Here is a 2284-nt window from a genome sequence, read left to right as displayed (position 1 = left end):
ATTGTCAGACTACTTCGGTAGCAAATCCCGATGAAGCGTCAAGAATCACCGCTCCTTTAGGACGGTGAGCATTTCAACAATCTTACAATATAAAAAATACATCTCATGACACCAGTCACTCCAAATCAAACTTCCTCTCAATACGAAGTTAGCGAACAAGAAGAAAAAATTGAGTCTCTGGTACAAGAAGTTAAGCCAGAAAGCGAACTAGATTTAGAATTCCTTTACACCAGAGACATTGAATTCCGACAAGAAACAATTTATTTCCTTGTAGTCGATCGCTTTTACGACGGCGACCCCACAAATAACGAAGGCCCAAACCCAGAACTTTACGATCCCGAAGGCAAAGATTGGGGCAGATATTGGGGCGGTGACTTGCAGGGAGTTATCGACAAACTCGACTACTTAAAAGATATGGGTATTACCGCAGTTTGGCTGACGCCACTGTTCGAGCAAGTAGAAGCATTATTTGTCGAACAAGCAGCGATTCACGGCTACTGGACTAAAGATTTCAAGCGACTAAACCCACGCTATATTGCCAAAGGCGACAATCCTTCTATCAACCAAACACAAGAAACTAAAGATACCGTATTTGACAAATTAGTAGACGAGTTGCACCAGCGAAACATGAAACTCGTGCTCGATATTGTCTGCAATCACAGCAACCCTGATTTTAGTGGAAAAAAAGGGGAACTCTACGACGACGGTGTAAAAATAGCTGACTTTAACGACGATGAAGATCACTGGTATCACCACTACGGCGAAGTCACCAACTGGGAAGATGAATGGCAAGTCCAAAATTGCGAACTGTCTGGTTTAGCAACTTTCAACGAAAATAATACTCAATACCGCCGTTACATTAAATCCGCCATTAAACAGTGGCTGGACAGAGGCGTTGATGCTTTGCGCGTTGATACAGTCAAGCATATGCCTATTTGGTTTTGGCAGGAATTTAATGCTGACATTTTAACACACAGACCTGATGTTTTCATTTTTGGCGAATGGATTTACAGCGACCCTAGAAACGATCGTTCCGTGGAATTTGTTAACGAGTCGGGGATGACTATTTTAGATTTTGGTCTGTGCGTGGCAATTCGAGACGTATTGGGAAAGGGTGCGGGCGCGGGATTTAAGTTAGTCCAAGATGTGCTGAATTTGGATCACCGCTACTACGGGGCGACGGAGTTGATTACTTTTATTGACAACCACGATATGCCGAGGTTTCAGTCGTTGAATCCCGATCCACAAATGCTGCAGTTGGCGATTGGTTTAATTATGACAACTCGCGGCATTCCCTGCATTTATTACGGCACCGAACAGTATCTGCACGATGATACAGATGGGGGAAATGACCCCTACAACCGCCCGATGATGGAAAAGTGGGATACTGATTCGCCAATTTACCGAGATGTGCGGTTGCTGTCGGGATTGCGGCGGCTGAATCCAGCTATTTCGATGGGGAGTCAGTGGCAAAAATATCTAACTGCTGATGTTTATTGTTATGTGCGCCGCTATCGCGATTCCGTGGTGTTTGTAGCCATGAATCGTGGCAATTTTGTTACAATTAAAGAGGTTGATACTGAGCTGCCTGATGGAGAGCATACGGAGGTTTTATCGCGCCGTAAGTTTGAAGTTAAAGATGGAATGCTGTACAACTTAGAGTTGGGTTCGCGGGAAGTAATGATTTTTAGCCGCGTCGGAGAGCGAGTTAAGGCGAAAACTATTGTGCGGGCGCAGCTTAACAGCGTTAGAACTCAGCCTGGGGAAAAAATTGTGGTGATAGGAGATTGTCCTGAATTAGGGAATTGGGATATTAGTAAGGGTTACCCGTTGGAGTATATCAATACTAATACTTGGTTTGGGGAAATTCCTTTTAATGAAAGTGCGGGGAAGTTGATTTCTTATAAGTATGCGCTGCTACGGGAAGGACAGTCGCCACTGCGAGAAAATCTGGTTTGTCGCCGCTGGGTTTTAGTTTCGGAAGGAACTGTGAAATGGCGGGATAAGTGGGCGAGTGGACGGGAGTCTTAAGAGTTTTAATTTGTGAGTTTTGAGGGCAGCCGTTTTAGGCACAGAAACCGGGTTTGATGAACGAAAATACTTCCTTAAGGCTTTCGATTATCTTTTTAAAACCCGGTTGATTTAGTATGTACGTAACTGGTGTGAAATTTAATTAGTAACTGCAACTCATAATTCATTACTTTTTAAATAAGCTGTTGCACATTTAAACTGTGATACAAGCATTGCCCTTATTTTTGATTTTGCGACCCCATTTAATTATTAA

1 protein-coding gene is annotated in these 2284 nt (G+C 43.3%); it reads left to right on the top strand.

Features of this window, described 5'->3' with window-relative positions:
• Nucleotides 1-105: 105 nt before the first annotated feature.
• The gene (locus tag QUA70_RS28315) at nucleotides 106-2031 is read left to right on the top strand and encodes an alpha-amylase family glycosyl hydrolase (protein WP_333324916.1); all 1926 of its coding nucleotides are present in this window, start codon (nucleotides 106-108) and stop codon (nucleotides 2029-2031) included.
• Nucleotides 2032-2284 lie beyond the last annotated feature (253 nt).

Origin of the sequence: Microcoleus sp. LAD1_D5 (assembly GCF_036702115.1) — a bacterium.
In the GTDB taxonomy this organism is placed as follows: Bacteria; Cyanobacteriota; Cyanobacteriia; order Cyanobacteriales; family Microcoleaceae; genus Microcoleus.
The sequence above is the reverse complement of the archived record's forward strand: the minus strand, read 5'-3'. Positions and strand labels throughout refer to the sequence as shown.